25 protein-coding genes and 1 pseudogene are annotated in these 25,554 nt (G+C 46.1%); 22 read left to right on the forward strand and 4 right to left on the reverse strand.

Annotation, left to right across the window (positions count from 1 at the left end; all coding sequences use genetic code 11):
* The first annotated feature begins 69 nt into the window (after window positions 1-69).
* Window positions 70-1,766 (forward strand): annotated as a pseudogene (locus ACWGXJ_RS08960) (ribulokinase).
* Window positions 1,767-1,973: 207 nt separating this feature from the next.
* Here the strand turns inward: ACWGXJ_RS08960 and ACWGXJ_RS08965 are convergent.
* Entirely contained in the window at window positions 1,974-2,558 is a 585-nt protein-coding gene (locus tag ACWGXJ_RS08965; protein WP_013370447.1) for a helix-turn-helix domain-containing protein, read from the reverse strand.
* A gap of 498 nt (window positions 2,559-3,056) precedes the next feature.
* On the opposite strand from ACWGXJ_RS08965, the gene ACWGXJ_RS08970 reads away from it, so the two are divergent.
* From ACWGXJ_RS08970 to ACWGXJ_RS09030, 13 genes are all read left to right on the forward strand, one after another.
* A complete protein-coding gene (locus ACWGXJ_RS08970; protein WP_452567886.1) occupies window positions 3,057-3,653 on the forward strand; it encodes a hypothetical protein in 597 nt (198 codons plus the stop codon).
* Between the two features lie 709 nt (window positions 3,654-4,362).
* Window positions 4,363-5,499: a polysaccharide deacetylase family protein gene (locus ACWGXJ_RS08975; RefSeq protein WP_452566589.1), complete on the forward strand. Its 1,137-nt coding sequence runs from the start codon at window positions 4,363-4,365 to the stop codon at window positions 5,497-5,499.
* 207 nt (window positions 5,500-5,706) lie between these two features.
* Entirely contained in the window at window positions 5,707-6,132 is a 426-nt protein-coding gene (locus tag ACWGXJ_RS08980) for a phage holin family protein (RefSeq protein ID WP_023987985.1), read from the forward strand.
* Window positions 6,133-6,213: 81 nt separating this feature from the next.
* Window positions 6,214-6,501: a Dabb family protein gene (locus ACWGXJ_RS08985; protein ID WP_013309679.1), complete on the forward strand. Its 288-nt coding sequence runs from the start codon at window positions 6,214-6,216 to the stop codon at window positions 6,499-6,501.
* Window positions 6,502-6,525: 24 nt separating this feature from the next.
* The gene (locus ACWGXJ_RS08990; protein WP_023987986.1) at window positions 6,526-6,966 is read left to right on the forward strand and encodes a DUF86 domain-containing protein; all 441 of its coding nucleotides are present in this window, start codon (window positions 6,526-6,528) and stop codon (window positions 6,964-6,966) included.
* Between the two features lie 8 nt (window positions 6,967-6,974).
* Complete coding sequence (locus ACWGXJ_RS08995) at window positions 6,975-7,622, forward strand: helix-turn-helix transcriptional regulator (protein WP_023987987.1); 648 nt, start codon at window positions 6,975-6,977, stop codon at window positions 7,620-7,622.
* A 96-nt stretch (window positions 7,623-7,718) separates the two neighbouring features.
* Window positions 7,719-8,042, forward strand: a complete 324-nt coding sequence (locus tag ACWGXJ_RS09000; protein WP_165175872.1) for a YtxH domain-containing protein — start codon at window positions 7,719-7,721, stop codon at window positions 8,040-8,042.
* A 208-nt stretch (window positions 8,043-8,250) separates the two neighbouring features.
* The gene (gene racE, locus ACWGXJ_RS09005; RefSeq protein WP_023987989.1) at window positions 8,251-9,060 is read left to right on the forward strand and encodes a glutamate racemase; all 810 of its coding nucleotides are present in this window, start codon (window positions 8,251-8,253) and stop codon (window positions 9,058-9,060) included.
* A 120-nt stretch (window positions 9,061-9,180) separates the two neighbouring features.
* Entirely contained in the window at window positions 9,181-10,401 is a 1,221-nt protein-coding gene (locus ACWGXJ_RS09010) for a M14 family zinc carboxypeptidase (protein ID WP_452566590.1), read from the forward strand.
* Window positions 10,402-10,536: 135 nt separating this feature from the next.
* The gene (locus ACWGXJ_RS09015; RefSeq protein ID WP_023987991.1) at window positions 10,537-10,803 is read left to right on the forward strand and encodes a hypothetical protein; all 267 of its coding nucleotides are present in this window, start codon (window positions 10,537-10,539) and stop codon (window positions 10,801-10,803) included.
* A gap of 261 nt (window positions 10,804-11,064) precedes the next feature.
* The gene (locus tag ACWGXJ_RS09020; protein ID WP_013309686.1) at window positions 11,065-11,367 is read left to right on the forward strand and encodes an iron-sulfur cluster assembly accessory protein; all 303 of its coding nucleotides are present in this window, start codon (window positions 11,065-11,067) and stop codon (window positions 11,365-11,367) included.
* 23 nt (window positions 11,368-11,390) lie between these two features.
* Complete coding sequence (locus ACWGXJ_RS09025; RefSeq protein WP_007429791.1) at window positions 11,391-11,612, forward strand: DUF1450 domain-containing protein; 222 nt, start codon at window positions 11,391-11,393, stop codon at window positions 11,610-11,612.
* A 98-nt stretch (window positions 11,613-11,710) separates the two neighbouring features.
* Complete coding sequence (locus tag ACWGXJ_RS09030) at window positions 11,711-11,980, forward strand: hypothetical protein (protein ID WP_446674448.1); 270 nt, start codon at window positions 11,711-11,713, stop codon at window positions 11,978-11,980.
* A gap of 198 nt (window positions 11,981-12,178) precedes the next feature.
* Here the strand turns inward: ACWGXJ_RS09030 and ACWGXJ_RS09035 are convergent, their stop codons facing one another.
* The gene (locus ACWGXJ_RS09035) at window positions 12,179-14,161 is read right to left on the reverse strand and encodes an LTA synthase family protein (RefSeq protein WP_452566591.1); all 1,983 of its coding nucleotides are present in this window, start codon (window positions 14,159-14,161) and stop codon (window positions 12,179-12,181) included.
* A 188-nt stretch (window positions 14,162-14,349) separates the two neighbouring features.
* The gene (locus ACWGXJ_RS09040; protein ID WP_023987994.1) at window positions 14,350-15,510 is read right to left on the reverse strand and encodes a THUMP domain-containing class I SAM-dependent RNA methyltransferase; all 1,161 of its coding nucleotides are present in this window, start codon (window positions 15,508-15,510) and stop codon (window positions 14,350-14,352) included.
* 157 nt (window positions 15,511-15,667) lie between these two features.
* Here ACWGXJ_RS09040 and ACWGXJ_RS09045 point away from each other — a divergent pair, with 157 nt between their 5' ends.
* Window positions 15,668-16,312, forward strand: coding sequence for an O-methyltransferase (locus ACWGXJ_RS09045; protein ID WP_023987995.1), 645 nt, complete (start codon window positions 15,668-15,670; stop codon window positions 16,310-16,312).
* A 109-nt stretch (window positions 16,313-16,421) separates the two neighbouring features.
* On the opposite strand, the gene ACWGXJ_RS09050 is transcribed toward ACWGXJ_RS09045, so the two are convergent.
* Window positions 16,422-17,642, reverse strand: coding sequence for an MFS transporter (locus ACWGXJ_RS09050; protein ID WP_025722314.1), 1,221 nt, complete (start codon window positions 17,640-17,642; stop codon window positions 16,422-16,424).
* Between the two features lie 234 nt (window positions 17,643-17,876).
* Here ACWGXJ_RS09050 and hemE point away from each other — a divergent pair, with 234 nt between their 5' ends.
* The 7 genes from hemE (at window position 17,877) to ACWGXJ_RS09085 (ending at window position 25,497) form a co-directional block, all read left to right on the forward strand.
* Window positions 17,877-18,923, forward strand: a complete 1,047-nt coding sequence (gene hemE / locus ACWGXJ_RS09055; protein WP_452566592.1) for a uroporphyrinogen decarboxylase — start codon at window positions 17,877-17,879, stop codon at window positions 18,921-18,923.
* 31 nt (window positions 18,924-18,954) lie between these two features.
* Window positions 18,955-19,896, forward strand: a complete 942-nt coding sequence (hemH, locus tag ACWGXJ_RS09060) for a ferrochelatase (RefSeq protein ID WP_452566593.1) — start codon at window positions 18,955-18,957, stop codon at window positions 19,894-19,896.
* Window positions 19,897-19,903: 7 nt separating this feature from the next.
* Window positions 19,904-21,349: a protoporphyrinogen oxidase gene (hemG, locus tag ACWGXJ_RS09065; RefSeq protein WP_250268005.1), complete on the forward strand. Its 1,446-nt coding sequence runs from the start codon at window positions 19,904-19,906 to the stop codon at window positions 21,347-21,349.
* Window positions 21,350-21,486: 137 nt separating this feature from the next.
* Complete coding sequence (locus ACWGXJ_RS09070) at window positions 21,487-22,965, forward strand: CapA family protein (RefSeq protein WP_452566594.1); 1,479 nt, start codon at window positions 21,487-21,489, stop codon at window positions 22,963-22,965.
* Between the two features lie 82 nt (window positions 22,966-23,047).
* Window positions 23,048-23,818, forward strand: a complete 771-nt coding sequence (locus tag ACWGXJ_RS09075; RefSeq protein WP_452566595.1) for a glycerophosphodiester phosphodiesterase — start codon at window positions 23,048-23,050, stop codon at window positions 23,816-23,818.
* Window positions 23,819-23,857: 39 nt separating this feature from the next.
* Window positions 23,858-24,481 carry a fumarylacetoacetate hydrolase family protein gene (locus ACWGXJ_RS09080; RefSeq protein WP_452567887.1) on the forward strand — a complete coding sequence of 208 codons (624 nt, stop codon included), beginning with the start codon at window positions 23,858-23,860 and terminating at the stop codon, window positions 24,479-24,481.
* Window positions 24,482-24,690: 209 nt separating this feature from the next.
* Window positions 24,691-25,497: a DUF92 domain-containing protein gene (locus tag ACWGXJ_RS09085; protein ID WP_452566596.1), complete on the forward strand. Its 807-nt coding sequence runs from the start codon at window positions 24,691-24,693 to the stop codon at window positions 25,495-25,497.
* Window positions 25,498-25,554: the final 57 nt, after the last annotated feature.

Consider the following 25,554-nt stretch of genomic DNA (forward strand, 5'->3'; position numbering starts at 1 on the left):
GTAAGCATTTTCTGCGCAAGCATGGGCGAACGCATATTATGGTCAAACGAAAAAGGAGGAGGCACACAAATGAGCAAGTATACAATTGGTGTCGATTATGGAACGGAGTCCGGCCGTGCGGTCATTGTTGACCTGTCTGACGGAGCTGAAATTGCTACACATGTAACACCTTACCGTCATGGAGTTATGGATGAAGTGCTGCCTGGTAGCGGACGCAAATTGGAAATGGATTGGGCACTGGAACATCGGGCTGGTTATATTGAAGTGCTGACTATTTCTATACCTGCCGTTATGAAGGAGACTGGCATTTCTCAAGACGATATCATCGGGATCGGAATTGATTTTACAGCATGCACGATGCTGCCGATCGACGCGCAAGGACAACCGTTGTGCTTTGACGAGAACCTAAAAGATAACCCGCATAGTTGGGTGAAACTGTGGAAGCATCATGCAGCACAGGATGAAGCGGATCGTTTAAATGCCATTGCCTCGCAGCGAGGAGAGGCCTTTCTGCCCCGCTATGGAGGGAAAATTTCTTCCGGATGGATGATCGCAAAAATTTGGCAAATTCTGAACGAGGCACCGGACATTTATAATCAAACAGACCTCTTGTAGAAGCGACCGACTGGGTAATTTCCCAGCTTAGTGGGGAACTGAAACGGAGTCAGTGTACAGCTGGCTACAAGTCTATTTACCATCATCGTGAGGGTTATCCGGATCGTGAATTTTTCAAAGCGCTCGATCCGCGTTTAGAAAATTTAACGGATACAAAGCTGCGCGGTGAGATTTATGATTTGGGTGCCCGTGCAGGTGGATTAACAGAGGATATGGCTGCAAAACTCGGACTGAATCCGGGAACGGCAGTAGCGGTAGGCAATGTGGATGCACATGCGGCTGTTCCGGCAGTAGGCGTCGTCACACCAGGCAAGCTGGTGATGGCGATGGGAACTTCCATTTGCCATATGCTCCTCGGTGAGGAAGAAAAAGAAGTAGAGGGGATGTGTGGCGTTGTAGAGAACGGAATTATTCCGGGCTATTAAGGGTATGAGGCTGGACAATCGGCGGTAGGAGACATTTTCGCATGGTTTGTGGATCATGCTGTTCCTGGCGAAGTGAAGGAGCAGGCAGCTGCGGAAGGTGTGAACGTCCATGTATGGCTGGAGCGTAAAGCGGCTGAATATAAACCGGGTGAAACCGGGTTGCTGGCGCTGGACTGGTGGAACGGTAACCGTTCTGTGTTGGTTGACACCAACCTGACGGGGCTGATTGTCGGGTATACGTTGCTGACGAAGCCAGAGGAAGTGTATCGTACATTGCTGGAAGCAACTGCGTTCGGAACACGTAAAATTGTCGATGCGTTCCATCATAACGGCGTGCCAGTAGACGTATTGTATGCGTGCGGTGGATTGCCGTAGAAAAATCGTCTTTTGATGCAAATTTATGCAGATGTAACCGGACGTGAGATTAAGGTGGCAGCTTCCACCCAAACTCCTGCATTGGGTGCGGCCATGTTCGCAGCAGTGGCTGCGGGAGCTGAAGCTGGAGGGTACGACGATATCGTCGAAGCAGCGCTTCATATGGCTCGTGTACGGGACGAGAGCTTCAAGCCGATCCCTGAGAACGCGGCCGTGTATGATAAGCTGTACGAGGAATACAGCCGTCTTCACGACTACTTTGGACGTGGAGGCAACCCGGTGATGAAAAAGCTAAAGACCATCAAGGAAGAAGCCAGACGTTCAACTGAAACGGCAAGCATTTATTTTTAAGAAACTGACAAAATATAAGCAAGAAGTATTTAAAACTCTGTTATCTAAAAAGCACAGTACACCGAGGAATCGGCAGACTGTGCTTTTTTTTTCATTTTATATTCTGTGAATTACATGATGTGAAAGTCTCAGTGGATGAAAGATGGTAATGCGTTCCTTTCAAAGACTTTCATGAAAATTACAATCGTTTCGTTTTTACGGACATTTTTACTTTTTCAGCATGGCATCAGCAAACAAAATGGATTTTGGAATACGGAAAAACTGTTCCGCCTGATCCTGGAAGGTTTGCGAAGGAACGGTACCCTGATGCAACCATTTCCGAAATGTACCGGGGTGAACGCCAATCCAATGACTCACATCGGTCACCGAAATATCATGTACCATGCACAGACCCGCCAAGATCCGATTTTTAACCGGAGAACGAGTCACAGTCCGTTTCATAAAACGGGACGGCGATGGTTGACAGATGAGTGGTGAACGCCGGACAACCTCTTCATTAAATAGAATATGGTGCGGATAACCAAGTGTATTACACGTCTTTTCCAGATTAGTGTTGCCGGGAATGCGACCTTCATATACCCACGCACTGACACTACGGGAGGAAATGGAAAGCTCCTCGGCAAGTTGGGACAGTTTAATGTCATTAGCCATCAAAACGGCAAGCAAAACGCGATTGCGCACTTGACAGCGTGTTGGTTTACGAAAACGTTTGACACGCACGCCTTTTCCCAAATATTTGCGATTGATCAGAGACCACGCCTGAATGGAATGTTTATCTTGTTGTTTAGGCATATACCCTCCGATTTTTTTAACCACATACTACTATACCCGAAGGGGGCTTTGCAAGTGACTCCTCTCCTGATTTTCTTTTAATCCCATGGGCTTAACCGGTTTATGGAAAATAAGGTCCATTTGGCCTATAAAAATGGAAGTTTAAGGTGCCGATATATTAAATTGTAACATTTTTTATGGAAATGGAGGTAATATGTTCTTCTCTTATGATTGTAAGGATTATAGTGACTAATAAAAATGTCATTACAATTAATCCTGCAGTACCTTCACTAGGTAAATATGGTTTAAGTGATAGGAACTATACTGCAAGTGCAACGAATTATGTAGTTACGGACGAAATTTTGAACAAGACTTTGGGTGAAGTAGGCACTGGAAAAACGGTTTACTTACCTACGCAGTATAAAATTAAGTGGTGGCACTCTAAAGCATATAAGGCTTGGCAAATGGTCAGAAACCATAAAATGGACTCCGTAATAAATGCTTTGAAGGAGAAGAGGTATAAATGAAAGTGAAAAAACATTGTTATATCTAAGCATTCCGTTGTTGTTGATATTTGCAATCATATTGTTCATTGCTTTACCTTGGCTTCTAATATTCATAGGGAATCAATTAGAACCTAATCCTTCACACCCTGAAATCACATATGGGAAATTTCCATTTCGTTTGGAATATGAAATTAACGGGCAACGAAAGGTTATTCAAGATACTTTAATATGCGAATATGATGGCATTGGTTCAAATGAAGCTCGCGGCAAATATCGTAAGTGGAAGGAAAGATTAGCCGGTGGAGATAGATTACTACCGGTGCTAGAAGTCAATAGCAGAATAGAAATATCCTATTATCCAGGGATTGCAGAGTACTATATGGGTGATTTGGATAGCACCGACGAGTATCAGCAAACCGTTGCTGACTCTATATTTATTGAACAAGAAGGCATTATCCTTAAAAAAGATGGAAGGGTTTTTGAAAATGATGGAAGGACTATTAACACTCAATTTTCCAATTCAAATGAATTACTTGATAAGTACCGTATTAAACTGATAAGCTGGGACTCTACTCCACCAATCAAGGATAATTTTCCTGAAACCAAATAATAAAGAAGATGAAAAATTCCTTTTTTCGAGAAGGGGCTTTATTAAACCAGAAACGAGATTAATTCTCGCTTGTTCTAGCAATAACTAGTTGTCAACGAGTGTGCTTTGTGTCACAATCAAAGCCACAATGGACAACTGTCTGAGTAACTTAAAATAAATTTATAAAGCACTTGAAACCCTTTGGTGATTTCAGGTGCTTTTTTACGTCCACGTATAATTCTATAAATCTAGTAACATAACTATGACATTTGGGGGATATAGCTTCTTTACAGGAGAAGGCATAAAATCCATTTCCGTTACTCGGGAGCTATGGAACAGTACCACAGAACTTCAATACTTGCGAGCCAGATGGTTATGGTTCCGCAAAGTGCAGGTTTATTAATGAGGCGATCCTTACCTTCATTTTCTTCAGGTAGTCTCTAGTTCTATCAAAATTTATTCACAACTTTGTAACCTTCTCTGGCAGGGGGGTTGCGAGATTGTTTTCAAATTGTTTTACTATATTTACCTACTATAGTCTGGTAATCTATTAGTATATATAGGGGGAACGAAAAGACGTCCGGTTCAGTCGGTTCATATGCGTTTATGTTCTATATGTTGAGTGAATGTCTATATTGTCATGTCTATATCGTCATGTCTGTATAACTTCATAGACAAGCTAGAGATAGCTCCCGCACATTATAAAATACAGCACAGGATGGTGTAATGAATGAAGCTTTTAAATGCAAAATGGATAGCTGTATGCTTGATGGCAATCTGTTGTTTGGGTTTGCTAGGTATACATACGAATACGGCGAGTGCACAAGCGAAGGCTCCTTTGCTGGGGGTCAATGATGTGTTGCTAGATTCGAATACCATTCAGCCCGTAATGAAAAATGATAAGTTGTATGTTCCTATCGTTACATTAGGGCAAAAGATGGGGATTTCTACTTCGGCCAGCGGCAATACATTGGTACTGACTGGACATAATCGCAGCTTTACGCTGGATTTGAACAAGGGGGATGTGTTCGAGCGTGGAGATCGTACAATGGTGCCCATTCGCACTTTGACCGATGCGTTTGGCTTCACTATTACGCTTCCAACAAGTAATCTGTATCGAATTCAGAACGCAAATGCTAGTTTGTCTGATGCTCAGTTTTTGAATACATTCGCAACAGAAATTAAACAGTATGCAGCTGTCAAACCGGACAAAGCCAGCAATACTGGCAACAAGGGAACTGCCTCATCATCCAGCCGTACGATTTATTTGAGCTTCGATGATGGTCCTACGGCGCATACGTCGCAGTTGCTGGATATCTTGGACAAATATAATGCGAAGGCTACGTTCTTCATGCTGGGACCTGAAATTCGTCAACATAGCGCAGTGATGAAAAGAATGGTAGAGGCGGGTCACGGTTTGGGCTTGCATGGGATGACGCATCAGGTGAAGAAAATCTATGCATCTCCTGCAGCAGCATTAGCAGAGATGAATCAGGATAACGAAATTTTATTTAAGGCTACAGGAAAACGCACTTCTTTGATTCGTACACCTTATGGCAGCAAACCATATTTGAAGAAAGCATACCGCGATCAACTGACGGGCGCAGGCTATCATATTTGGGACTGGAACATTGATTCCAATGATTGGCGTTATACTAAAAATCCAGAGCATTTTGTACAGACTGTCCTAAGTGATATTAAGAGATTGAAAAAGCAAGGCAGAACACCAGTCGTTCTTATGCATGATAAGCCATCTACGATCAAGGTGCTTCCACAAATCATGGCTGCTTTGCAGAAAGAAGGCTATTCGTTCGAGCCGTTAAATGATAACATGACTCCGCTTAATTTTTGGAATGATCATCGTTAATTGAATAGCATGAAAGAAAAGACACCTTTTCAACCATTTATATAGTGGTTTTGAAGGTGTCTTTTTGTTGTATTTGCTCGGAGTTGTGAAGTTTGCAGCACGCTTTATATGAATCTATGAATTCATGTCTATGCACAGGTCATATGACTTTACGGGTTACCATGTCGCTGCATATATTACAGTAACCGCCCCGAGAGGAGGAGAGGTATGAATATTAATCCGAGTATGTTTAGTATGATTTGCGCTACCGCAGGAGCCCTTATTACGTTTGCCTTTGGCGGTTGGAATCAGCTAATGGTGCTATTCACGGTTGCAATGGCTGTTGATTATGTGACTGGAGTCGCCGCAGCAATTAAGACTGGGCAAGGTTTGAGCAGTAAAGCCGGCTTTTGGGGGCTGGCGAGAAAGGCTTTAATGCTAATGGTGATTTCTTTGGCGCATCACGTGGATCTCCTGATGGGTACCGAAATCATGAAAGGGGCGACGACGTATTTTTATTTATCCAATGAATTAATCTCTATTACGGAAAACTGTTCACGAATGGGTCTGCCGCTCCCACCGAAGCTCAAGAATTTTTTTGCCCTATTAAAGGACAAGGAGTCTGATGGTAAAAATGGCGGAAAAGATCGCTAGAATTACAAAGTTTCTTTCCGTATGTGGGGCGTTATGATAAAATTTTCAAGAGAACATTTTTAAGATAAGGAGCTTATACGCATGATTAAACATATTGTTTTGTTCAAATTGAAAGACCGCTCCCCTGAAAGCATTGAGCACACAGCATCCATTTTGCGCAGTATGAACGGCAAAATCAAAGAGCTGCTGTCACTCGAAGTAGGTACGGATGTGATTCGTTCGGAACGTTCTTATGATATTTCCCTTACCGCTGTTGTCGAAACACTAGAGGATTTGCAAACGTATCAGGTACACCCTGTGCATCAGGAAATTATTGTACACATGAATGAAGTGAAAGATGTATCTATCGCAGTTGATTATGAAATCTAAAGCGATTACTGGAGGTGCAGGACCTTGTATTATGTCAACCGGGAACAAATTGAGCTTCGACTAGGGGCTGTTCCCGACATTGTCGCCGGACTTCGCCAGACTTCTGCTGCCTGGAACGGCGATCTGTTGCAGGGACTAGTGCAGGAGCGCTGCCTTCATCTGGCGATTGAGACGGTAACGGACGTAGGAAGCTATATCATCGACGGATTTATTATGCGTGACGCCAGTAGCTATGAGGATATTATTGGTATCATTCATGAGGAAGGTGTACTGGATGATACCGTATTTCATTCGCTAGTAGAGCTGGTAGGCTTACGTAAACCCCTAGTACAGGAGTACTTTCATTGGGACCGGACAAGCCTTCACCCGCTTACACCAAAGCTGCCTGGGTTGCTGGAGCTTTTTGCATCTAACGTGCATGATTATTTAAATAAGGAATTGGGTCCCCAGCCCGAGGGAGTGTAAAGGCAAAAGTGACGGATAAGTATATCGTACCCGAAATGCCCACTAGGCGCATGATCATGACATTATTGAAAACCCAGGGACCTGTGGGCGTCGGAAGCTTGGCAGCTCAATTGGGCATTACCGAAATGGGAGTGCGCAGGCATCTCAAATTGATGGAGCAGGATGGTCTGATCGTGGCTACGATTGTGAGACAGGCGATGGGACGCCCGACGTTTTTATACAGTCTGAGCGAGCAGGGAAGCGAGCAGTTTCCTCGTAATTATGATCATCTGTTACTGGAACTGTTAGAGGAGCTGGATGAAGAACAGGGAATGGAAGCTGTTTACTCGCTGTTTGATGGTAGAAAACGTAAAATGATGAAGCGCTACGCCCCTCACATGGAGGGGGAGACTACACTGGCTTCACGTGTGGAAAAGCTTTCGGGCATCCAGAATGCTTCCGGATATATGGCAGAGTGGCGCGAGGAAGAGGATGGTAGCTACTCTATTGTGGAATACAATTGTCCTATCTCTCAAATTGCAGGCCGTTACCGCAAGGCTTGTGAATGCGAGCAGCAAATGTTTGAGGAGCTGCTTGATGCCGAGGTTGTTCGTGAGGATTGTTTAGCGGATGGGGGCCGCTGTTGCCTGTATCGTATCCGCTCTAAAAAAAAGTAAAACTTTTCAGGCTTGTTTTCTGTATCATGACAAGCTCTCCATGCTTATAATGCACTAACAGATGGGCATTAGCCCGGGCACAAGGGAGAGATGATGATGAAGGAGAACTGCAAAAGTTTTATCCGAGGCGCGTTGGCAGGCAGCATTGTTGGTTCGGTTGCTGCTTTGTTATTTGCCCCTAAGTCAGGTCGTGAGCTGCGTCAGAATATTACAGATCAGGCGCGCAACGTAAGTGATAAGGGACAGGAGCTAGCGGAGAAAATTTCAGACACCTCAATTGAGTATACTGACAAAATTAAGGAGACAGCCTCAGCCGTCATTCATGAAATCGGGCAATGGCGTAAAAAGGGTGAAATTATTCCTGAGGTTAGTATTTCATCAGCGACTGTTCAAGAAGATACGGAAAAAGATGCTCTGTAACGGTCTGTAAAACGTAGGTGAAACACAGAATACAGTTTGAATTCGTGGCTTCTCCCGTTGGGACGGAGCCTTTTTATTGATCACTTCCTCGTTTTAGGGTAATCTTTTGGGGTACCTTTTACACGAATACGACATAAGGTATGTAGCAACGGATAGCTTTCCGAGATGAAACAACTCATATTTGAACAAAAAAGGAAGCGGTGTGTACGTGCAGCAAGCGATTGCAATATTGGATTCCGGTGTAGGAGGTTTGACGGTTGTAAAAGAAGTCATGCGTCAGCTTCCGCGGGAAAAAATCATTTATTTTGGAGACACTGCGCGCACTCCGTATGGCCCCCGACCATCGGAAGAGGTTAAAAAATTTACAGAGCAAATGGTTGATTTTCTGATTCAATTTGATCCGAAAGTCATTATTATTGCTTGTAACACGGCTACTGCCGCGGCATTGGACTATATAAGCCAAAAGGTATCTATTCCGGTGATCGGAGTCATTCACCCCGGGGCTCGTGCTGCGATCAGCGCGACTGCTACCGGGCATGTCGGGGTGATTGGGACTGTCGGTACGATTCGAAGCGGAGCGTATACAGCTGCGCTCAAGCAATTGTCTCCTTATGTAGACGTGGTGAGCCATGCTTGTCCTGCGCTTGTTCCATTAGTGGAACAAGGGTTATTCCGCTCCAAGACGACATCGCAGGTTGTGGAGGAGACATTGAGACCTATTCAAACGTATCCGATTGATTGTCTGATTCTTGGTTGTACGCATTATCCTTTTTTGAAGGAAACGATTCAAGAAGTCATGGGACCTGCAGTAAAGCTCATTAGCTCGGCAGATGAAACGGCGCGTGAGACGAGCACCATTTTGTATAACAAAGGCAAGTTGGAAGCTGGGGACGAAACGCCGGTACATCAGCTTTTTTGTTCCGGCGATCCTGAATTGTTCCAGCGCATTGCCGCACAGTGGCTCGGGGAGCAAATTCGCCAAACGCCTGTCGTCTGGCAAGTCACCAATTTGGATTAACGAGACAACCGACTTTTTTTGTCATTGGACAAATGAAGTCGGTTGTTTTGCTTTTCGCTACATCAAGACACGCCGCGTCTGCATAACATGCAGTAAGGCAGATGGAAGGGGCGTAGTAAGATGAGGAAATATATCGTTCAAAAAGGAGATACATTGCACCGGGTCGCCTCGGCTTTTAAACTATCGGCGGATACTTTGATCGTAGATAATCCGTGGGCCGCCACGCAACCCTATCTGATTAGTGGTCAAGTGTTATATATTCGTCCGTCTACGGATCGTAAATACGTTATTCAGCCTGGTGAGTATGCAAGCCAGATTGCCAAGCAGTTTGGTGTGGAGCTTGATGAGTTACGGCTAGCCAATCCAGGACTTGCGGAGCATGATTTTACGGAAGGGAAAACAATTGTTATTCCTGAAGACCATCAGGATCAGATTGTACGATTACGTGGAGAGTATGGATATGAAGATTTAAAGGAAGACCTAGCGGCCTTGGCCCACAGATATCCATTTATTGAAGTTGGCAGCATTGGCACCAGTGTCATGGGGAAGGATATTCCTTATGTACGTATTGGGCAGGGAACGCGTAAAATTCATGCCAATGCTTCTGTTCACGCTAATGAATGGCTGACGACGCCTTGTTTGCTGCGTTTTATAGAGCAATATGCACAAGGGATCGATGGAACTGAAGAACATGTAGGGATCTCTCAATGGGTGTATGGAGGTTCTCCGCGGGATCTGCTGGAGCATACATCCTTATGGGTGGTCCCGATGGTCAACCCGGATGGGGTAGAGCTGGTGCAACAAGGTGTACTCCCAACTCATCCGTTGTATCATGACCTCAAAAAGTGGAATGAAGGACGTGCTGATTATCGCGGTTGGAAGGCCAATATTCGTGGTGTTGACCTCAACGATCAATTTCCGGCATATTGGGAAGAAGAGGTACGCAGACGCGGTAAAACAGGTCCGTCTCGACGAGACTATGCAGGACCTGCACCTTTGTCTGAACCAGAGTCCAAAGCGCTTGCTGATCTGACGGAGCGCGAACAGTTCGACATGGTGTTATCCATACACAGTCAGGGACAGGAGATCTATTGGAATTATCGGGATCTAGAGCCTAAGGAGAGCCGAGATTGGGCCTTACGGCTAGCTGCCGCAACAGGGTACCGGGCGGTAAAGCTGGGTGGTAGCGATGCAGGGTACAAGGATTGGTTTATACAGCGATTTGGTAAACCAGGGTTTACCGTTGAAGTCGGTCTAGGTGTAAATCCGCTGCCCATGCGTGATTACGATGATATTGCAGCAGAAGTGGGCATGTTAATGGCAACAGTGCTGTCATGGTAAAAAATTCGGCCTACTGAAACGTATCGAATTATTTGCGCGTATTAGGAGGAACACGTTTTTTATAAGTGTTCCTCTTTACATGTCCCTTCAATGGGTATATATACTTAGGAGCATTGGAAATGGAGTGAACAACCTATGAAGTGGAAAAGACTACTATCTCTCCGTCAATGGTCACATGTATTTCGTCGTATGCCCCGATTTATTACTTCATCAAGGATTCCGCTGGGAGAAAAATTACTCTTTGCGGTGCCTGTGTTGCTCTATTGGGTATTACCTGATGTCATGCCGTTTATGCCCATCGACGATATTGGTGTGACGCTATTGCTTATGAATTGGTTTGTCACCCGTGCCGAACGAAAATATCCAGATGTGCTTGAAAAACAGCATGTACGTGTTCGGTAGATAAGCTTATGAATTTCGTGATTGCGATTTTTCACGATTTTCTTTACAATAGGAATATTGCCTTTTGCTATGCTGAACATAATTGTGATCTATTGGCTCATGACGATGTTTCAGGCGCAGCTGTGCCGCCGTAGTACCTCTTTCCCTCTGGGATAGAGGCTAATTATTTGAGTTGTTGATTTTACCCGCAAGGTTGTGTGGTGTGGATATGTATCCAATGAACCACATTTCATTTAATGAATATGAAGGAGATGAAGTTTGATGAACTGCAAAATTACTCGTAACGCAGCTAAAGTATTGAAACTTGAACTGGATAAGGAAGAGAACCAAGGAAAGAGCCTGCGCGTTGTTATTACTCATGCTCATGGAGATCATGCTCATTACGGGCTGGATTTGGACACGCCTAAAGAAACAGATACTGTCGTATCTACAGATAAAGGCATTGACGTCATTTTGGAAAACGGCCAGCCGCTGCTGGATGGTGTGAAAATTGATTACTTGTACTTCCCCGAAGAAGGATTTGTCATTACTAACCCTTCCCAAGGTAATCACGGCGACCACTAAGCCGGAGCTCGGAGGGATGACAGATGGCCAATGATATTCGCGTATGTGATGAATGCAATCATATCCGCTTGAAAACGATCTTGCCCAAGTTGCAAAAGATGGCACCAGATGCCGAGATCAAAATCGGCTGCAAATCGTATTGCGGTCCTTGTGGAAAACGGGCGTTTGTGTATGTGAACGGACGTTATGTGAGTGCAGCCACAGAGGATGAAGTATTGGAGAAGGCTGCGCGCTTTATCAAATAGTTCCAGTACGCAGCATTTGCATTTTTTTTTTGAATAGTTCCCCTTCTTCTGATCCATGCTAATGGATGTAGAACACTGCCCAGAAGGAGGTGTGACTCATGGCCCAATATGATTCCAATCTCGACAATCACAGCGTTGAGGCTCAAACACAAAACTCGGTGGACAGGCTGCACAATGCCGTCTCTCAAGCATTGTCACATCCGGCTGAGCAACTGATTGAACAGGCGGAGCAATCTCGCACTCATGCGGAACATGCCATACAGCAGGCGAAGGATAGCCTTGGTGACGATGCAGTAGAAGTTGCGGAGGACATGCTTGGTGAAGAGGTAGAACGGCTTGAAGAGGCTAAAAAAACGTTGCGTTCCTAAGTATTTGTGAATGGTAACGAGCGCAGTCGAGTGACAATCCATATAAAAAAGCACGATCCACAGCGTACAAGCTGATGGATCGTGCTTTTTTGTTATATGCATGGTAGTTAAGCGATCGACATCCTTAAAGGAGTCCGGGGAGGATGCTATGTCAGCAACCTCCCACAGAAAGTCTATTAGAAACAGATACAGAAGGAGTTACTTTTTTGTTTGTGGTTCCCATTCGCGAATAAGATCGTATGTGATAACCTGATCAGATATGTTCAACCGATTGAGAGCTTCGGTATAGCCCGGTCCGCAGGCGTTAACATCTGTAGGCTGGCCTGTATTCAGGTTGTAACAGGTTCCTTTGGAGAATGTACCATCCTCAGATGGAATGTAGTACACTCGTCCATCGGTGAAAGCACCAGTACGCAGAACAACCATACGAGGCTTCCCGCTAAACAGATCGTTTCCCATAAAATGATATGGTTTTGTAGAAATCCCAAGTAGGTGCATGACGGAAGGGGTCAGATCCAACTGACCTGCCGGTTCCGTATACGTGCCTGCCTGGCTTCCATCAGGAAGATGCACAAGCAATGGTACCTGATTCATGATCTTCTGCATGTCGAGATCCGTAAGTGGCTTGTCTAAAAACTTCTCATACAGTGCTTTGTCTTTAATAGAATTGTCATGATCCCCATAAAACATCAGGATCGTATCATCCCACAATCCGTCTTTCTTCATCTGATCTACCAATTCACCCAGTGCTTCATCTACATAATGGACAGATTTCAGATAGTCTCCGAACATGGTACCTTCAAACTCGCCAACATCTAAATCTACCGCGTCAGGTGACAGGTTGTACGGATGATGGCTCGAGATACCGACCATATAGGCGTAGAACGGCTGCTTAACTTCGGTGGTGAGATCATTGAGCGTTTGACGGAAAAAGGATTTATCTCCCAGGGACCAACCCAGCGGCTCATCTATTTTAAAATCTTTTTTACTGTAGAACTTGTCATAGTTCATCGCCTTATACATGGTATAACGGTTCCAGAAGCTGCTGTCGTACACGTGAAACGCATTGGGACTATACCCAGTATCCTTCAAAATGGAAGGTAACGTATCGAATTTATGGTCCGCATAACGGATAAATACGGAGCCTGTAGGGAGCGGATGCAGCGAAGCATGTGTAGAGAAGTCCGCGTCCGAAGTACGGCCCTGCGCAGTCTGGTGAAAATAATTGTTGAAATACATGCTTTCCTTCGTCAGTTTGTCAAAATTAGGCGTAATCGCTTGACCGTTGATCTGTTTGCCGATAAAAAAGTTCATGAACGCTTCAGCTTGAATGACCATCACGTTTTTGCCCTTATATTTGCCAGATAGATCATTTTTAACCTGAAGCAACTTTTGATGCTGATTAAACCATTCCTTATCCTTATCGGATTCTGCTTGAGCCAATGTAGGCTGGGGACCAAGGTGATCCTGACCATAGCGGTAGATGTCATATCCATGAAATCCGACCAATCCGGTTACGTTGTACAAGGCCATCGACCACCAGTTGCCGACAAATATGCCAGTTGCCCACGTGGAGGTATAATATTTGATCGGCCCAAATGTCAATACATAGCCAATCAGGAAGGCCAATGCTCCTTTGGAGAAGCGAAGCAGGAACCTCTTTGTGAACGAGCTTCGGGATGCTTCTAAATAAGTATCATTCGTTGTAAGTCGACGTCGTAAGGAAGCCACAAATATGACATACGGAATGAATAGAATCCAGTCTGCAAAAAAGAAAATGTCCCACCAGTACATAAGGGATGCGATACTACCGCCTAGAGAATCAACTTGTCCGGCTTGAAGTAAGACGGGAATCGTAATGAAATCCTGGAAATACCGATAGTAAACCATGTCGGAGTATATGAGCGCGGTGAGCAACATATCGAGCACCACAAGAGCAATCAAACGTCCGCGACGTGGCAGCCATAAGGTCCAGAAGCTCACAAGTAAAAGCGAACCAATAGCGATGACATAATCCAGCGGATTCATGTCAATATTTTGGGCATGCAAGTTATAGTGAATCAGTACGAGCTTGCCGATCATAAGTACAAAAAACAGACCTAATCCAAAATATCGAGACAGCAGCATTCTGCTGAACGTGTTACCAGTGCGACTTGCACTGGACGTGCGAATAACCAACACTTTACCCCCTCTGGCAGAAATGTTCGGCTAGTATAAACTACATATTAACGTAATGTTAAAACCGAAATGCCTTTAATTATTATAGCGCTCATCTCGCGCATTTCAATGATTAAGTAAAGAAAATACAGCACAAATCAGGCCAGAACAACGAACAGAGGGTTCGTTTCCTGGCCTAGGCTTCATCATATTTAAGGCTGCAACGGCGAAGTATCTTTGCGGCGCGGAGGCAGAGGGCCTAGATACTGATAGTATTGGCATTCGATCCGGCCGTTAAACAACTTCCGGCGTTTGTCTGCTTTACGGCCCCAATAATGCTCAAATTGCTTGGTGGAGCTGATGGCAAAGAAGGACCAAGTCTTCATTTCGGCTGCCGTGCGTGCGAGTGAACGGATCAGCTTTTCCACCTCGGATTGCTCACTCAGTCTCTCGCCATAAGGTGGGTTTGTAATCATCACACCATATTGTCCTTCGAGTCTGACTTTAGTTACAGGCATCACCTTAAGAGGGATGTCTTTAGCAAAGCCTGCTGCTTTTACAGCTGCCTCAGCAACTTGTATGGCATTTGGGTCGATATCGCTACCTGCAATTTCAAAAGGAATGTCATCGCGGGTCAAATCCATCGCCTCGTCGCGAGCCTGATCCCATAATTCTCTGCCAATGACAGGCCAGTCTTCCGAGTTAAAGGTGCGTCTCAGGCCTGGCGCAATGTTCCAGGCTTGCATGGCAGCTTCGACCAACAAAGTACCGGAACCGCAACATGGGTCATAGAATGGTCGGTCAGGGCTCCAGCGACTAAGCTGAATAAGAGCAGAAGCCATCGTTTCTTTGAGAGGCGCCTCTGTAACGAGCTTACGGTAGCCGCGTTTGTGCAGTCCTGGACCGGTCGTATCAAGTGTCAGCAACGCACGATCATTCAATAGAATGACCTCAATGACGTAACGAGGGCCATCTTCAGCAAACCAATCTGTGTGGTAGGTTTCCTTGAGCTTCTCTACAATCGCCTTCTTGACGATTCCCTGACTGGCTGGTACGCTACTAAGCTGTGATTTGTGCGAACGTCCCTCTACGGGAAATTCACCATCTACAGGAATCCAATCCTGCCAAGGCAATGCTTTGGTACCCTCGAACAGCTCGTCGAAGGTAGTTGCAGCAAATTCACCCATTTTTATAAGCACGCGGTCTGATGTGCGAAGCCACAGGTTACACCGGCATATATCCATATAATCTCCGGTAAAAACGACGCGGCCATTTTCAACGGTCAGATCTTCGTACCCGAGTTCTCTGAGTTCCCGGGCCACGACGGCTTCAAGTCCCATTGGCGCAGTTGCAATTAGTTGCAGTTGAGTCATTAAACGTATTCACTCCGTCCCCATAATCATGTAAGCTTGGTTCAATCCCTATAGTATAGGTCATTGTACTCGAAGAGACAAATCATTAAGGTGAAAAATTTACGAAGGACACCACGTCCAACCTACGTTATGATTAAGCAAGAAGGAGAGATGAACCGTGGAAATTACACCAAATATGACGCCTGAACAATATGTAGACCAGCTGGTACAAGAGGATGAAGCACTGCGCAGTATCAGGGAGGCTATCGTTAAAGAAGGTATGCCGGAAGTATCCGTTGCCCATCCTTACGGAAAACTGTTGACCTTTCTAATTGAAGTATCTGGCGCACAGCATGTATTGGAAATCGGCGCATTAGGCGGCTACAGCGGATTATGTTTGGCCCGTGGGCTGGGAGAAAAGGGTCGCATTGTGTCACTGGAGCTGAAAGAAGCGTACGCAGCGCTGGCACATCGACATATGGAAAACAACGGCTACGGTGACCGTGTCGAATACCGTATCGGACCCGCAGCGGACAGCTTGAAGGAACTTCAGGAAGAGGGAAGAACTTTCGATTTTTTCTTCATAGATGCAGATAAGGAAAATTACCCGGTGTATCTGGAATATGCGATTGCTCTGGCGAATCCGGGTGCCATTATTGCGGGAGACAACTGTTTCCTTCGCGGACGGACGCTGAATACGGATAAGAACGGCCCTGCCGTCCAAGCCGTGAGACGGTTTAACGAAACGATAGCAACAGATCCGCGGCTGGTCAGCACGCTTTTGCCAGCTTACGATGGATTGGCGCTAGCTCGAGTTAAATAGCATGCATTCCATATGTATAGCTATGTAAAAAAGAACCTCCTTGTCCACGGCAGCGTGAATAAGGAGGTTCTTGTCTGTTAAGGCAGGCTTGTCTTACCCTAAGATTATCTTACCTGAAATCAGGCGTAGCCTTACGATCAAAGAGCTTCATGCGTACCCAGAATATGTTGACGATTAACAGGACACCTGACATGATAAACAATCCTTCGATGCCAATAAACCCGGATAGCACCCCGCCAATGACAGCACCCAGCATATTGCCGAGCGCCAGCGAACTGGTATTAAAGCCGAAAGAACGGCTTTCCATTCCTTCCGGTGTATACGTGCGAATCAGCGCATTTACGCTTGGCAGCAGACCGCCCATAAATACACCCATGAAAAAACGGATAATGACAAGTTGCCATACTTCATTGACAAAAGCCTGCGGAATAAGCATAACCGCCGTTCCAAGCAGTGCAATGGTCAAGATCTTGTGTGCGCCTATCTTATCACTCAGTCTTCCAAGGAGCGGTGCAGCAACCATATTGGATACACCTGTAATAGCCGTAACAAACCCGGCAATCAACGCAATTCCTTCTGCCGATCCATACAGCTTTTGCACATACAACGGCAGAAGAGACACCGTACTGATCATGGCAAACTGGAGCAGAAACGTTACGGTGAACAAAGCCGGAAGCTGGGGCGTATGGCTTAACTCCTTTAATCCGGCAAGAACCGAAATTTGTGGTATGCGTGCAGCTTCCGTTTTGCTGAAATTTTCTTTAACCAGAAACATTGCGATAAGCGAGGCTATAAAAATTAGAGTGCCTGTAATATAAAAAATCGGTCTGAATCCGACCCAGTCAGCCAAAAATCCGCCTAGCAGAGGGCCGAGAATCGTGCCAGCCATCTGACCGGATTGCATAATTCCCATAGCGAATCCGGTTCGCTCTTTGGGAGTGGTACCCGACACTAAGGAAATCGATGCCGGATTGAAACCCGAAATCGTACCGTTCAGCAGGCGAAGCGCCAGCAGTTGCCACGGGTGGGTGACCAAACCCATGCATCCGATGACCAAAGCCATACCAAAGCCTGAGCGAAGCAGCATGACTTTACGTCCATATCGGTCAGCCAGCTTCCCCCACAAAGGCTGGAACATAAATGAGGTCAAAAAGTTAGCGGCAAAAATAACTCCGGCCCATAGACCAATATCGTGCTCTCCCTTCACATGAAGGTCCTGAGCCAGATACAGGGCGAGGAACGGAGTAATCATCGTAATACCCGCATTGACCAGAAACTGACCGAACCAAAGCACAATGAGATTGATTTTCCATGTCTCCCACGTTTTCAATGTGCTTTCACTTCCTTTCTGCCCATTCTCATCCTGTTGTAAATCCTACTTATCAAAGCATAACTTCTCCCGAGCTTTAAAAAAGCCATTTCTCTAGTATAGCACACTTCATTGAAACTTTATCCAAATGTCATGGGTTTGTCATGGTTTGTTCGAGAGCTGCGGTTGTTACGACTCTTGAAAAAGGGCATAATTAAAATATAGTATTTATGATTCGAACTGGAGGCTGAAGTCATGACCTACAATGATACTTTTATCCGCGCTTGCCGCAAGCAAGCTGTGGATCATATTCCCGTATGGTACATGCGGCAGGCCGGAAGGTATGACCCTGAGTATCGCAAAATTAAAGAAAAATACACGTTGCTTGAAATATGCCGCCAGCCCGAGCTGGCCGCAGAAGTGACTTTGATGCCCGTGCGCAAGCTTGGGGTAGACGCTGCAATTTTATATTCTGATATTATGAATCCGGTAGCCTCGCTAGGGGTTGATTTTGATATTGTCAAAAATATTGGTCCGGTTATTGATAATCCAATCCGGTCAGCTGCAGACGTAGACAAGTTGCGTCCGATTGATGTGGAACGCGATTTGGGTCATATTTTGGAAACGATTCGTATTTTGGACCGTGAACTGAACGTGCCATTGATTACGTTCGCTGGAGCGCCTTTTACCATTGCAAGCTATTTAATAGAAGGAAGGCCCTCCAAAGGATATATTCGCACTAAAGCCATGATGTATGGAGAGCCTGAGTTGTGGCATCGCCTGATGGATAAGCTAGGGGACATGGTTATTACATACGTGCGAGCTCATATCGCTAATGGCGGTAAGGCTTTCCAATTGTTTGATAGCTGGGTAGGTGCGCTCTCGCCTTATGATTTTCAAACTTTTGTGCTGCCGACTATCACACGTATTTTCCATGAATTATCTGATCTGGATGTACCTAAAATTTATTTCCCGGGCGTAAGCTCTGGTGAATTGCTTCCACACTTGAATGGGTTAAAAGCCGATGTGATTGGACTGGACTGGCGGGTAAGTATACCTGAAGGACGTCGTCGCTTGGGCAACGGTTTTGGTGTACAGGGAAATCTGGATCCTTATGTGCTTACTGCGCCAATCGATGTTATCAAGCAGTATGCGAAAACCATTGTAGATGAAGGCATATTGGAGCCGGGTTACATTTTCAATCTCGGTCACGGTTTATTTCCTGAAGCCTCGCTAGATAAGCTAAGAGAGCTTACTAATTATGTGCATGAGTATTCCCGTTCGGTTTCGTCAAAAAATTAATACATTAGAAATGTTAAGAGGTGGTCTACTAATGAAAACCAAAGTGGGTGTACTGGTCATGTCCTACGGGACGCCGGAGAGTCTGGATCAGGTGGAAGCCTATTATACACATATTCGTCGTGGTAATGCTCCTTCGCCGGAGCAATTAAAGGAATTAAAGGATCGTTATGAAGCTATTGTGGGCGGTGTGTTTCCGCTACGTCAGAATACTGATCGGCAGGTTCAAAACCTGCAGGAAACCTTAAACCGGGAAAATCGCAACCCGGACATTGAATTTGTCTGTTATCAGGGACTCAAACATGCGAAACCGTTTATTGAGGACGGTGTGGAAGCCATGGTGCAAGATGGCATCCGTGCAGCGGTAGGTGTCGTGCTGGCTCCGCATTATTCCGTTATGAGTGTAGGCACTTATATTAAGCGCGCGCAGGCTAAGGCACAGGAACTGGATCTGACCATATCATTTGTGGAGAGCTATTATCTTCATCCTAAGCTGATTAAGACGCTGACTGAGCGTGTGAACGCCAAACTGACGCTTTTTGAAGAAGCTGGAGCCAAGCGGGATGAGGTTCGTGTTCTGTTTAGTGCGCACAGCTTGCCTGAACGGATTTTAGCTATGGGTGATCCTTATGTGGAGCAATTAATGGCGACTTCGCAGGCTGTTGCGGACAAAGCGGGAATTACCAACTGGCAGTTTACGTGGCAAAGCGCTGGTCGTACAGCAGAGCCATGGTTGGGGCCAGACATTTTGGATACCATGCACAGCCTTAAAGAGGAGCAAGTGGAGTATGTGCTGGCTGCGCCAGTTGGCTTTGTTTCTGATCACTTAGAGGTATTATACGATCTGGATATTGAAGCACAGGCGTTGGCGAAGGAATTGGATATGCGTTTTCAGCGTATTGATTCACTCAACAGTGATCCACTGTATATGGAGACGCTTAGTGATGTCATCATAGACCAATGGAAAAAGGGATGAGGACATAATGGAGCAAAAGTTACGTAATATTGTGATTGTAGGCGGAGGCTTGACCGGGCTTAGCACTGCTTTTTATACACGAAAAATGTACAAAGAAGCTGGCTACACACCTCGAATCACGCTGGTCGAGAAAGCTTCCGTGCTGGGCGGGAAAATTGAAACGCTGCATAAAGATGGTTTTGTAATTGAAAAGGGGCCAGATTCCTTTCTGGCCCGTAAAACAGCTATGATAGACCTAGCAAAAGAGCTGGAGCTGGATCATGAGCTGGTGAGCACAAATCCTGAGGCTAAAAAGACATACATTTTGCATGAAGGACAGCTTCATCCGATGCCTCCTGGCCTGGTGCTGGGGATTCCAACGGAGCTGAAACCCTTTTTGCGCAGCGGATTGATCTCTTTAGGCGGGAAAATGCGGGCTATGATGGATTTTGTCCTTCCGCCTCGCCGTATACCGGGAGATGAGGCGTTGGGTGATTTTATTGAACGCCGACTGGGCAAAGAAGTGCTAGAGAATGTAACCGAGCCACTGCTGGCAGGGATTTATGCTGCCAACATGAAGACGCTAAGTTTGCAAGCGACCTTCCCACAATTTGCTGAGGTAGAGCAGCAATACGGAAGCCTCATTCACGGGATGATGACAGGTCGAAAACCAGCTGAAACACATACGGGGACGAAAAAAAGCGCCTTTTTGACCTTCCGTCAAGGCTTGCAAAGTTTGGTGCATGCGTTGCTGAATGATTTGTATGACTGTGATTTACGCACCGGAATTGCTGTTACTGAATTCACAAAGACAACGGAAAGTGAAGGCAGCCCATATCGCATTATGCTGGACAATGGAGAGACGCTGGAGGCGGATGATATTTTTGTAACGACTCCCAACTTTGCTGCTGCGCCGCTATTGCGAGATCATGTCAATGTGGCTGCACTGGAAGCCGTTAATTACGTCTCCGTAGCAAACGTGGTCATGGCCTTTGATAAAACAGATATTGAGAACGTCTTTGACGGTTCTGGTTTTCTGGTTCCTCGCAAAGAAGGACGCAGCGTGACCGCTTGTACATGGACGTCTGCCAAGTGGCTACATACTAGCCCGGACGATAAGGTGCTGTTGCGCTGTTATGTAGGGCGAGCAGGAGCTGAAGACACTGTAGAGTTACCGGATGATGAGCTGATTGCACTGGTACGTAAGGATTTGAAAGAGATGATGGGAGTTACAGCAACTCCGCTGTTCACGGAAATTACACGTCTTCGCAATTCCATGCCTCAATATCCGGTAGGGCACCCGCAGGCTATAGCTGATTTGCGGGAAGAGTTACGCACTGCCATGCCAGGAGTGTATGTGTTGGGCGCTGGTTATGATGCGATTGGTTTACCGGATTGCATCCGTCAGGCTAAGGAATGGGCCTCTAATGCCGTTCAAACGACACAGCAGGAAGCGGTTAAGGTACAGGTGTAAATGTTCGATGATGAACCCTTCGCGATCCATGCGAGGGGTTCTATTTATATTGAAATTTGATATATAATGGAGAAGGTGTAAAATTCGCCAGCTAATAAAGAAGTTATGCAAATGCAATAGCATAGAAGGAGTGAAGAATGTACCCTCCCAGATCACAGCGAAATGAAGGTCGCAAGAAAGCAAGAAAACCAAAAATAGGCAAGGCTTGGATCTTTACGAATCTGGTCCTACTGCTTATGATCGTAGGTCTTTTCGGTTATTATTACATATTTGAACACTACAACAGTGGCTCTCTTGGGGAAAATGCCGAGCATTCGCAAACGGAGAAGAAAATCCAAACGGGATTTGCTAGTGAAGAGAGGTCTACTCCCTCGGTCAGTGAAAGTGATACAGCCTTGTCAAATAAACAGCTGGACGAAGGCCCCCATGCAGATAAGCAATTTGCTGACGATGAAACGAAGCAATCTGCTGCTTCAGACACAAGCCATCGTCCCGCGACAACGTCTGACACAAATGCTCCCGAAGGCAGCTCTTCAGGAGCAAAATTATCCTCGGGGAAAGACAGGCAGGAAGGGAACGATATGTCCAAGGATGTATACGACGGTAATCCATCCGCCGATAAGGGAGGAACGGAGGATGTAAAAAAATCAAAAACAGACGATGCAGGTTCTCCGACAGTCACGCTTCACTTTGTAGGGGATGTGCAATTTTCCGGTAAAGTTGAACAGCGATTGGAGCAGAATGGGTTTGATTTTCCGTATCAATATCTCGGAAACTTGTTTCATAAAGACGATCTGACGATGGCCAATCTGGAAACGCCCGTGACAACGAATGGTGTGGGTGCGTTAAATAAAACGTATGTGTATAAATCTTCGCCCAAGGCGTTAACTGCGTTGGCTGCGGCAGGGATAGACGCTGTCAATTTGGCCAACAATCACATTTTGGATCAGGGCACAGGCGGATTACTGGATACACTGAAATATCTGGATGAAAAAGGTATTGCCCATGCTGGAGCCGGACGTAATGCCAAAGAAGCGTATGCGCCGCATTATTTTGAACGTAAAGGGATCAAAATTGCGTTGTTGGGGACTACACGTGTCATGCCTGAAGCCAACTGGAATGCGGGCGCCAAACTGCCCGGTGTAGCAGGAGCCTATGATTCGACCGCTATCGTAAAGTCCATCCGTGAGGCACGAATGCAGGCCGATCTGGTGATTGTCATTGCCCATTGGGGGAAGGAGCGCGCTACTGTACTTGAGCCCCATCAAACCGAGTTATCGCATGCTTTTATTGATGCTGGAGCTGATCTTGTCATTGGCGGTCATCCACATGTGCTTCAAGGGATGGAGCAATATAAAGGTAAATGGATCGCATACAGCACAGGCAATTTTATTTTTTCTAAATCAACGGTGCCAGCCACTTGGGATACAGCGATATTTCAGGCAACCTGTACCCGAAAAGGGGCTTGCGAAATGAAGCTGACCCCTTACCGGGCGGAGCTAGGTCAACCAATCCCATTGAAGGATACGGAGGCCAGCAAAATTTTGCAAAGAGTGGCGGCACTGTCACCGGGAAATGTCTCGATAGGGACGGATGGTACAGCAAGCGCTCAATAGAAGTTCGAAAAGAAATTTTTTATATGGGAATTGACGGAACGATCGTATGAGGGACTCCTTTGTGGATGGAGGTCATAACAAGATGAATCATTTGTGCGTGGCTCACCGCGGTTTTTCGGGGATTGCTCCCGAGAACACGATGGCAGCCTTTCGGCTTGCGTTGGAGCAACCATTTGTACACTGGATTGAGCTGGATGTACAGCTGTCAAAGGACGGTGTTCCGGTAGTAATTCATGATTTTACGCTGGAGCGAACGACGAATGGTACAGGGCGAGTAAAGGATTCAGACTGGAAAGCATTGCAACAACTTGATGCTGGTAGCTGGAAAAGTGCAGAATACCGTGGAGAAATGATCCCCTCCCTCGCACAGGTACTGGATTTATGTCGTGGCCGCGTATCGCTCAATATTGAGCTTAAAACAGCGGGAGATATGTATCCAGGACTGGAGAAAGCCGTACTCCGTGAAATTGTGGTGAGAGGGATGCAGGGAGAGGTGGTATTAACCTCTTTTGAGCGTGCCGCATTACGCCGGGCTAAGGAGCTGTCTGCTGAAATCCGTACCGGATTGATTATCGATGCGCGCCCAGATGATTTGGCAATGCAACTGGAGCAGCTACAATGCACTTTTTTATCCATGGGCTATCCGCGTTTGGATCGAAACCTGATGAAAGATCTCACCGGACGCGGTATTACTGTTATGGCGTGGACGGTGGATGACCGCCGTATAATGCGGAGATTGTCCTCATTGCATCCTGAATTGATGATTTGCACCAATTGGCCGGATCGCTGGGAGCAGGTTTTTTTGCTTTCCAAGCACCGAATATGGCACTATATACGTAAACTTATTCGTTAATCAATTGAACTACATACGCGGGAAGGGTGACGGATCGTGATGAACGTGGATATTCGTAATGTTTACTGTGTCGGACGCAATTATAAGCTGCATGCGGAGGAGCTGGGTAATGAGGTCCCCGCAGAACCGATGATTTTTTTGAAGCCGTCTCATGCAGTCGTGCCGCTGGATGGCGCCATGCTCGAGCTTCCTCAGGGGCAAGGAGATATTCATTTTGAGACTGAGCTGGTTGTGGCTGTAGGACGTAAATACGAACCAGGCATGTCGGCAGATACATGTCTGAACGCATTTGCATTTGGCATTGATTTTACACTACGTGATGTACAAAGTGTGCTCAAGAAAAAAGGCCATCCATGGACCGCCGCCAAAGGCTTTAAATCGTCTGCACCCGTGACACCATTCCTGCCTTTAGAAAAATTGGACATGCTGGAGCAGCAGGATTTTTCCTTGCTCAAAAATGGACAGGAAGTGCAGCGTGGACATGTTAAGGATATGATTTTTTCTATCCAGCATATCGTTGAATATATAGCGACTCATTATGGACTGGGCGAGGGAGATATTATTTTCACAGGTACTCCAGCAGGAGTAGGGCCTACAGCAAGTGGGGACCGCTTTGAGCTTTTCTGGGGAAGTGATCGTCAGGGAAGCTTCACCATCGCATAAATTTGTGAATGGCATCCATGAAGAGGATTAAAAAGGGAAGTTCTTGGTGGTTGGGGAGTAAAGAGAGATTCCCGTAGATAAGCATTGTGAAGGCCGTGTCCTGTGCCAAAGCATGGGACACGGCTTTTATATAAGCGTAGAGCGTTGTACAATAATATACAGAACGAAAAAAGAAAAACGGAGATTCATTTCAAAAGCGGGGGGATATCATGGACTGGATCATCGGATTGCTTTGTGCTGCTGTGGTGGCCGGAGCTGCATTTTATAAAAAATCCTTAACCTTATCTGGCTTTGCCGCGGCTGTACTGATGGGAACTGTATATTATGGGGCGGGTAACCTGTTCTGGTTCGGCACATTGCTCTTGTTCTTTATCACGTCGACCCTCCTGTCGAGGTTCAAAAAGGAGCGCAAGGCTGAACTGGAAAAATCGTATGCCAAAACCGGAAACCGGGATGCAGGCCAAGTATGGGCCAATGGTGGATTAGGTATGCTGTTATGCCTGGGTTATGCGATATGGCCCCATGTTACGTGGCAGCTGGCTTTTGTCGGTGTCATGGCTACGGTCACATCCGATACGTGGGCAACGGAATTTGGCAGCCTGAGTCGTAAGCCACCTCGTTCGGTGCTTAACGGGAAGGTGCTGGCACCCGGAACCTCAGGAGGAGTCTCTGTATTGGGAACGGCTGCGGCCTTGGCTGGGGGTGTACTGATCGGCATAGGTGCATGGGGCTTTGGACACGTCATAGGAACGCCGAGCTTGCCGTTATGGCTGTGGGCACTGGTTGGAGGTATATCCGGTAGCGCGGGGGCCTTTGCTGATTCCTATCTAGGTGCTACAGTGCAAATGATGCGTTCCTGCACGGTTTGCGGACGAGAAATAGAAGTAGACTCACATTGTGGACAAACGACGGTCTATGTACGAGGCTGGCGTTGGATGAGCAATGATCGAGTGAATAGCATTAGTTCTATTTTCGGAGGATTGGTCGCTCTTGCAGGTATTTTTTTAATACTCTGAACACAGGGCTGGAGATCGTTACAAGGAATTAACTGTTATAAGAATTGACCATGTTTC

Source organism: Paenibacillus sp. S33 (genome assembly GCF_053615415.1).